This window comes from Schlesneria sp. (assembly GCF_036405755.1).
Lineage (GTDB): Bacteria > Planctomycetota > Planctomycetia > Planctomycetales > Planctomycetaceae > Schlesneria > Schlesneria sphaerica.
Map to the genome: position 1 here is coordinate 1 of NZ_DASWWZ010000371.1, position 8156 is coordinate 8156.

General features: G+C 56.6%; 5 protein-coding genes and 1 tRNA gene. All 6 read right to left on the minus strand.

Annotated elements, in window-relative coordinates; all coding sequences use genetic code 11:
• Positions 1-180: hypothetical protein (locus VGE80_RS12765; protein ID WP_440592940.1), on the minus strand; the 180-nt coding region annotated here is incomplete at its 3' end.
• A 48-nt stretch (positions 181-228) separates the two neighbouring features.
• Positions 229-1698: a DUF1501 domain-containing protein gene (locus tag VGE80_RS12770; protein ID WP_440592941.1), complete on the minus strand. Its 1470-nt coding sequence runs from the start codon at positions 1696-1698 to the stop codon at positions 229-231.
• A gap of 87 nt (positions 1699-1785) precedes the next feature.
• Positions 1786-5205 carry a cation-translocating P-type ATPase family protein gene (locus VGE80_RS12775; RefSeq protein WP_440592942.1) on the minus strand — a complete coding sequence of 1140 codons (3420 nt, stop codon included), beginning with the start codon at positions 5203-5205 and terminating at the stop codon, positions 1786-1788.
• 80 nt (positions 5206-5285) lie between these two features.
• Positions 5286-6233, minus strand: a complete 948-nt coding sequence (gene hflK, locus VGE80_RS12780; protein WP_440592943.1) for a protease modulator HflK — start codon at positions 6231-6233, stop codon at positions 5286-5288.
• On the minus strand, positions 6230-7306 hold the full coding sequence (gene hflC / locus VGE80_RS12785) for a protease modulator HflC (RefSeq protein WP_440592944.1): 1077 nt from the start codon (positions 7304-7306) through the stop codon (positions 6230-6232). The genes hflK and hflC overlap by 4 nt, the downstream gene beginning before the upstream one ends.
• 269 nt (positions 7307-7575) lie before the next feature.
• Positions 7576-7649, minus strand: a tRNA-Arg gene (locus VGE80_RS12790).
• Between the last annotated feature and the right edge of the window lie 507 nt (positions 7650-8156).

Consider the following 8156-nt stretch of genomic DNA (forward strand, 5'->3'; position numbering starts at 1 on the left):
CGGGTTGATTCTGGCGAGTGTCAGCGGACAGTAACGGAAGTTCTGATTTTCGTTCTGGGTGGCCACTCTCTGGGGCATCAGGTCAATCGGTCCAGTCCGATCGGTCCGCGGACAGAATTCGTCCAGTGCCCTTCCCCGGTCGCTTGGACAGCACCCCGTTAACAGTCTCCAAATGTTCATGTGCTCAAGTTTTTGATCACCAAGACCCGCAAGCACGCAGACAATATCCTAGCTGAATAAAGATGTAATGGGGCGGCCTTCGGCAAGTCGGTTTGGGCGTCCCGTCAGGTCATGGAGTTCTGTTTCCGGATTCAGGCCAAAACGCCAGAAGATGGTTGCTGCGAGGTCCGCGGGGGTGACGGGATCACTCGCCGGAAATGCACCCAGCGAGTCACTTGCCCCATACACGGTACCTCCTCGGATTCCCCCACCTGCCAGAAGGAGGGAATAGCAGTCGGGCCAGTGGTCTCGGCCTCCGTCTGCGTTGATTTTGGGTGTTCGTCCAAATTCCCCCATCGCGACGACGAGAGTCGTATCCAGTAAACCTCGATCGTCGAGGTCTTCGATCAGGGCACTGAGGCTTTGATCTGCCAGAGGTAATAAATGGGTCTTATGCTGGTTAAAGTTTTTAAAATGTGAGTCCCAATTCTGCCCTTGCTGTCGGAAGTCATAGACATTCACAAAGGGGACTCCTGCTTCGACCATACGGCGGGCGAGCAGCAGGTTCTGACCACGCATTTCCCGGGCGACACCCAGTTCCGCACCATTGCCACCGCCGCCTCCTTCGCCCACGGTGAGTGGTGCAGGACCGAAACCATAGCGATCGCGCATCTGAGGCGATTCCACCGAGAGATCCAACGCTCGGCGCAGCGTCTCAGATTCCAGCAGTTGATACGCTCTGTCGCAGAACATCTTCCACTGTTCCCCTACAGGCGTGGACCGACTGGTTGTTCCTGCAAGTTCTAATGTCTCCAGTAGACGTCGCCGGTCGGTGAGCAGCGCACTCGTGTGACCTTCGGGAAGTGACAGTGCTCCTGCTCGATAGCTGTTTGATTCCACGTCCACTGAGATCTGAAGCGGATCAAACTTTGTCCCGAGGAAGCCCCCTCCCTGACAAGGGGTATCAATGACATTGTGGAAGACAAAGGGAAGTGCGACGTGGGGGATCTCGATGCTCAGGTTTTGTCGAAGGTAGCTCAGTGCCGAACCAAAACAGGGGTAGAACTGACTGATGGGGGCAAACTCTTCACGATCGCCGTTCGGTGAAGGGCGCCCCGTCAAAGCTTCTGTCGATGCCGAATCATGCAGTCTGTTATTGTGGTGCATGCTGCGGATGATGGCGACTTTGTGCATCACGCGCGACATTCGCGGCAGATGTTCACTCACAAACAGGCCAGGGACAGTTGTGGCGATCGGCTGAAACTCGCCCCGAATGTCCGCTGGTGCATGCGGCTTGAGGTCATAAGTGTCGAGATGGCTTGGGCCGCCGTAATAGAACACAATGATGCAGGATTTCAGCGGCTTGACAGATGTTGAAGACATCTCGTTAGCACTGGTGCCGGCGATCAACTGTCCCACCTGGGCCTGAATGAGTCCTGCCAGGTTCAGTCCAACGGCACTTCCGCAGAACTGAATTGCATTGCGCCGACTTAACTCGTAGCGGGATCCACGTTGATCCAAGGGCACACTGAATTGCATCGGCGAGACTCACAATGGGGAACGCGATGAACATCAACGTTGACTAATGTGACAATTTCGTGGCTGAACTCCAAGTGGAAACCAGACCTAAAATGAGGGTTCTGCTCCAGGAGGATTTTCTCTCGCCACGGGGAATACAGGGCTGCTCCCTCCCAGCCACAATTGCTGTTTTCCGGCCGCCTTGGGATCGACAATCGTCAGCGGACGCTGGGAGAGTACCTTCGTGAGTGTTGTCCAATAGAGCTGTCGTCGGGTCGGCTCCGGATTCCGAGCGAACTCTTGGAACAGGAGATCGAATCGTTGGGACATGCCCGTCGCCGATTGTTCGAACCCGACCGCGGCGGATTGACCTTCGAGAAGGATTCCTGCACAGGCTCCAGAGAGCCAGGCTTCTCCCCGGGAATCGGGCTGAGTGAGTTCCTGCCACAATGGATCAGTCAGCTTCCAGTCGAATCGGCTTTGGGACGAACTGGATTTCTCTTCCTTTTCGGAAACCGTCTGTTGCAACTTCTGGAAGGCTCGTTCGCCCATCGCAGCGTAAAGTGTTCGTGAAGCGTAGGCCTCGGCCTCATTGATCAGTAGCTCACGGTCTTCCAGGGCATCAGCAGCCTGACGGTAGGCAGGAACAACGGCCTGGGGCGGGTGGACGTCCAGCCATTGGAGGTCAACGATCTCGAGTCCGAGATGATAAGATTCCAATCGCTCACGTAAAGTCGCGAGTGATCTGCGCTCCAGCACCGCGCGCTGTTCTGTGAGAAGGCTATCCAGTGACGCGGTCGCAGCGACTTCACGCAACACTCCTTCTGTCACTGTCCGAACGACGCTGTCGGGTTGCAGGCTGCCTGCAAACAAATACTGCTTCAGGTTATTGATCCGATACTGCACTTCGGCCATGAGTTCAACGGGGACTTCATCCGCCGTCAACAAGATTGACTCTTCGGTCAGTGCCTCGTCTGCGCGGTTTTCGTGACCGCTGGTCCACTCAATTGTTGGTTGATCCTGTTTCCAGACCGACACGTCTGGTTGTCGAGAGGAAAGCTGGAACAGGCTTCGACGAGCAACCCATGGGTCGCCCCCTGCGGTTGGCGTGGTTCCCTCAACCCTGCCAGCAGTCTGTTCAGAAGTCGGGGACTGGCGGTAACCGACGGCGACGCTACGAATCGCGCCGGAATTGACCCTGACAATTTTTTCCAGAGGCCACGGCCATCTCCAATAGAGTCCCGCGGGCAACTGTTCCTGTAAGCGGCCGAATCGTGTCACCACCGCTTGTTCATTTTCATTGATGATGATCACGCCGGAAACGAGCCAGAATGCCAGCAAACTCACCATGGCGAGTTTGAGTCCCATCCGCCACCTCGCGATGATCCAGAAGACCCATGCCGAGGGGGAAGCGTTGGCGACGATCCAGTCTGCTCCTGTGAGTATCCGATTGACGAATCGTGCGGATAGCGAGGAAGCGTCCGCTTCGAACCAGAGCAGACGCATGGCGTTGGCCATGACGGCCAGGGACGAAATTTCATGAAAGATCGCCCCGCCGATTGGATCGAGCCATCCGAATGAACAGACCAGAACTCCCAGTCCATTCAAACCGAATGCAAACAGCAGGATGCTCTGCCAGATATTCTGCACCAGTGCCCGGGACAAACGAATCAGTCCTGGCAGAGGTCTAAGCGGATCACCTAACAGGATCAGGTCACCTGCTGCTGCGGCCAGATCACCGCCGGCGGTTCCTAATGCAATACCGACGTCTGCGGCAGCGAGCGCTGGAGCATCGTTAACGCCATCGCCCACCATGACGACTTTTCTGCCTGCCTGCTTCGCGGTTTTAATCCAGCGGGCTTTATCCGCAGGAAGTTGTTCGGTGGCAACGTAATCAATATTGCCAATCGTGCTGACGACTGCATCCGCAGGCTGCGGACGGTCGCCTGTCAGCAGTGCGAACTGTTTCGTTCCCAGATCACGCAGTTCACGTAGCACTGACTGTGACTCAGACCGGATCGTTTCCCGTATGCCGAGGATCCCGACGACGGCTCCATCTAGAGCCACGACCTGCGGAGATTCCCCTGCTTTTTCCAGTTCTTTAAGCAGCACGGCTGCGTCTGTTGAGAATTCGATCTCACCAGCGTCGAGGGCTCGCCGGTTCCCTACGACGATCGTGGAAAGGTCTTCCTCGTGCGGGGATGTTTCCTTGAGTGAATCCCTCGCTGGAGGGGGCTGATGGATGGCGTCAGTGGCGATTGTGGCGATCACACCCGCACCGGCGAGTGACTCAAACTCGAGCGGCATGGGAACGGTCAGGCCGCGTTGTTCAGCCCCCTTCACAATCGTGCGGGCGATGGGATGCTCGCTGTTCCGCTCAGCAATTGCGGCGATGCGAATAATCTCGTCAGGAGAAAGTCCCGTTGTAGGAATGAAGGATCCCAGTGTGAGCGTCCCCTGGGTCAATGTCCCCGTCTTGTCGAAGACGAAGGTGTCGACCGTCGCAAGTCGTTCCAGAGCCGTTGAGCCCTTGACGACGATCCCTCGGCGTGCGAGCCAGGCGAGGGAGGCCATGACAGCGCAGGGGGTGGCAAGGATCAACGGGCAGGGACAAGCAACGACCAGGACTCCGAGAGCGGGCAGATAACCGCTTTGCCAGGTTCCATGAGCCACTCGCCAGCCAACCAGTGTGAGGAGTGCCGCACCGAGGACGACTGGAACGAACCACCGCGCCAGTCGATCCGCGATTCGCTCCAGTTCCCCTTTCTGAGCCACCGACGTGCGAACGAGTTGCGAGACGCACGCGAGTGCGGTGTTCTGTCCCACTGTTTCCGCGATGACCGTCAGCGCACCGAGCTGGTTAAAGGTCCCAGCGAGCACTCGGTCGCCTGGGTTCTTGTCCACCGGCAGACTTTCTCCGGTGAATGGACTTTGGTCGACGACAGACCGGCCTGCGACTACTCGGCCGTCCACCGGGACACGCTCGCCCGGACGTACAATGATCGAGTCTCCGACCTTCACCCGGTCAAGGGGGATATCTTCTTCCCTTCCCTCATGATTGCGGTGGACAATGTCGGGCCAGAGTGCATACGTTTGTCGGACGGCCCACCGGGCGCGGTCAATGGTATAGCCTTCGATACTCTCGCCAATCAGTGAGATCAGTACGACGAGTCCTGCGGTCTGGTGTTCTCCGAGGAGAATCGCGGCCAGGCAGGCAATCGTCAGCGCCAGATCGGCTCCGACACGCCCCGACAACAGTCCATCCAGCGTGTGATAGAGGATTCTGGCGCCCCCCAGAATCGCTCCCAGCAGGGCCAGTCGGTACCCGAACAGCGATGCCGCACCGGATGGGGGAACAGGTCCCTGCCACGACCAGGAAAGGATCCAGTCTGCGCCAACGAGCCCCGCCACGATTGCCGTCAGTACGTACAGGGGGGCTGCCTGGTAATGAAAGCTCGACGCGGTCTCGTCCGTAGAGCCGGGATCGCTCCGGAGCATCTCACAAGTGGATTCAGGGATGTAGTGCATGGCATCAATATCGAGCTACGGTTTAAGTCTCACGGGAAAGGAATTTCCCGGCTGGTGACGGTGACGAATCTGGTCTCAGATCACGGGTTCCCCTTTGCTGCGGGAAACATGAGGTCGAACGGCGTTCCTGCATTCAGGACATATTTCTTGCTGGCTTTTCCGAGGACCTGTCGCAGCGTTTCGTTTGTCATTCGTTCCATCACGAGACGCTTTGCCTCATCGTAGGAACGCCCGCTGGCTTGGGCATCACGATGGATCTGAGCTACCAGCGTTTCAAAACGGTCGGCGGAACCTCGGGCAGCCGAAGATTGTCGGTGACGGACTTGCTCAGCGTCATCGAGGATCTTTCGGGCGTCGGCTTGTGATTCCGCCAGCTTCTGTTCTGCGTAGGCTCTTGCTTCGTGGATTGAACGAGCCATGTCCGCTCGTGCGTTGGACACATCCAGGAATTCCGCCTTTGCTCGGGATGGCGGCTCTGCCCGGTCAATCGAAACTTGTTCGACGCTACAGCCGAGTCCGAGGTTCTGGACGGTCTGGCGAACGTCACGAAGGAGATGATTATTCAGTTCCGCCAATCCTTGCGTGTGGACAAAATCGACCCCGCAACGTGATACCAGGTCCGTCGTCGCAGATTCGACAATGAGTTGAAGCCGACGTACGACCGAGTCGGACCCATAGAGCCAGTTCACGACGTGCTCTTCCGAGACACGATAATGAACGGTGATGGTCAGCAGCAGAAGGTTCTTATCGCCGGTCAGAAAAGTCGAAGGTCGTGCAGAGGGAGCCACCACCAGGAAGTTCGGATCCGCTTCGATCTCTCCCAGTGTCAGGGTTCGCACTTCGTTGAAGTTAACACGGTCAACCCTGGTGAATGGCCAGGGAAGGTCAAAGTTGAGTCCACTCGATCGAAGCGTGGGATGAACACGGCCAAACCTGCGGACGACTCCTTTCTGATTTGCGGGAATCACAAAGAACCCGCTCAAAAGGTAGACCGCGAGAGCAATGCCGAGCCAGTATCTCTTCTTCATTGGTCGGCTCCCCGGACATTATCGGGGTGTTGTGCATCCGCGTGGCCGGGCGTTTTCGTCGGGGCCGAGCCCTGCGGTGGAAGGCCTTCCATCAGCAGTTTCAGGAAACTATTCGTGCCGGAAAGAATCAGCGTCGTCTTGTCATTGAGGATTTGCTGGTACGATTCCAGTGTCTGCAGCAGGGCTGCGAACTCGGGATCCTTCGCGTGTGCCTCATTCAGGATATGAATCGCAAGGGCTTCACCTTCACCGCGGATGCGTTCGGCATCGGCATTGGCTCGCGCGATCAGTTCACTGGACTGCCGGTCTGCCTGGCTTCGGATCATCCGGTTTTCTGCCAGACCCGCGCTGCGATATCGTTCTGCGATTTTCTGTCGTTCACTGCGCATCCGTTCGAAGACTGCCTGCATGTTACCCGTGGGCAGATTCAACCGTCGGATTCGGATGTCGACAACTTCAATACCCAGTCGATCGCTGAGTGACTTGTCTTCATCGGCGCGCTGTTCAAACTCACGCCGGATCTTGGCGGCGATTTGCTCAAGGGGGCTCGGTCCGTCAGCGGGACCCGCCTCGGAATGGGCCGCTTTCAGCAGTTCTGAAAGCTCGCTTCGTCCAATTTGCTCGGTGAGGATGGACTGAAGGCGACTGGCCAGTCGGGATTCGGCGACTTCTACGCTCCCCAATCCCTGGAAGAAGCGTACGACCGGTCGGTCGAGAATCGACTTTGACTGACCCTCGGCAATTTTCCAGCACAGATACGCTTCGACCACGACGTTCTTGCGATCACGAGTGAATGCTTCACGGCCCGCCGGAGTCAATAATTGAAGTCGCCGATCGAAGCGACGGACTTTTTCCACGGGCCAGGGCAGCTTGAAATGCAGGCCACTTTGGGACGGCTGATCATAAACCGCTGTTATGCGGCCAAACCGTTCTGCAATCGCGATTTCTGTCTCATCCACAAAGATGATCATCGTCGGCAGAAAGAGGACCGCAATCACCGCAGCAAACCATCGCCACTTCCCGATGAGGTCTATTCCTGCGGAGCGGGCGAGGGATGTCGAGTCTGATTCCATACCGTTTCCGAATGATTCAATGAGCAAACACGCGAACAGGAAGGAGGCTGACGCGGAGTCTGTTAAAATAGGTAAGATCAGGATTGTATGTGGTTGGGAGAAGCACCTGCAATAACGGATTCGACCAGCAAGGTGTGTGTCGTGCCAAAAGAGTCGGCTCCCGCCGATCACCGACATTGTGTCGATTAGACACGTCCGCGGTTGGGCAGGAGGATCCGCCAAACGATTCAGGCGGCAGTCGAGAAAGAAGTCCTCGAGAAAAGAAAAAGTGCACCCGTGAGGACTCGAACCTCAAACCCTCGGTTCCGAAGACCGATGCTCTATCCAATTGAGCTACGGATGCATTTCGTTGATGCGACGGCAGATCCTGAGAAGTCTGTTCTACTGGCAGAGCAAGTGAGACACCTGCGTCACCAGAGGATCTTCCGGGATCGCCCGCGGTCAGCTGATCGCTGCTGCGGGTCCGCATTCTAGTGTCCCTTCCTTCGGCAGTAAATCCTCAGAGCCTGCAACAAAATGTGACTTCGAAAAAGTTCGGGCCCACTCTGTCACCCCAATCGCCTCTGAAGGAAGGCGAAACCAGCAAAAATGGCATGATCACTTTGATTCATCTATACAGACCATGCAGATTCACAATTCAAACTGCGTAGTCTGGATTACCACGGTGAACGGGTTTGAGGCTTCGTCGGTTCGTCTCGGCGTTTTCACGATTCAGGTGAATAATGGCTGAATGCCTCAAATCGGAATTGCCGAATACATCGATTACGAGGATCCGTTTCTGCACCGCCGTTCCGTTGATGAATACCGAATTGATCAATACCGAGGGGGCAGCAAGGAACGGAAAGTGGGG

Coding starts and splice junctions, on each gene's coding strand:
- VGE80_RS12770 (WP_440592941.1), bottom strand. CDS start 1,698: ATGCAATTCAGTGTGCCCTTGGATCAACGTGGATCCCGCTACGAGTTA.
- hflC (WP_440592944.1), bottom strand. CDS start 7,306: ATGGAATCAGACTCGACATCCCTCGCCCGCTCCGCAGGAATAGACCTC.
- hflK (WP_440592943.1), bottom strand. CDS start 6,233: ATGAAGAAGAGATACTGGCTCGGCATTGCTCTCGCGGTCTACCTTTTG.
- VGE80_RS12775 (WP_440592942.1), bottom strand. CDS start 5,205: ATGCACTACATCCCTGAATCCACTTGTGAGATGCTCCGGAGCGATCCC.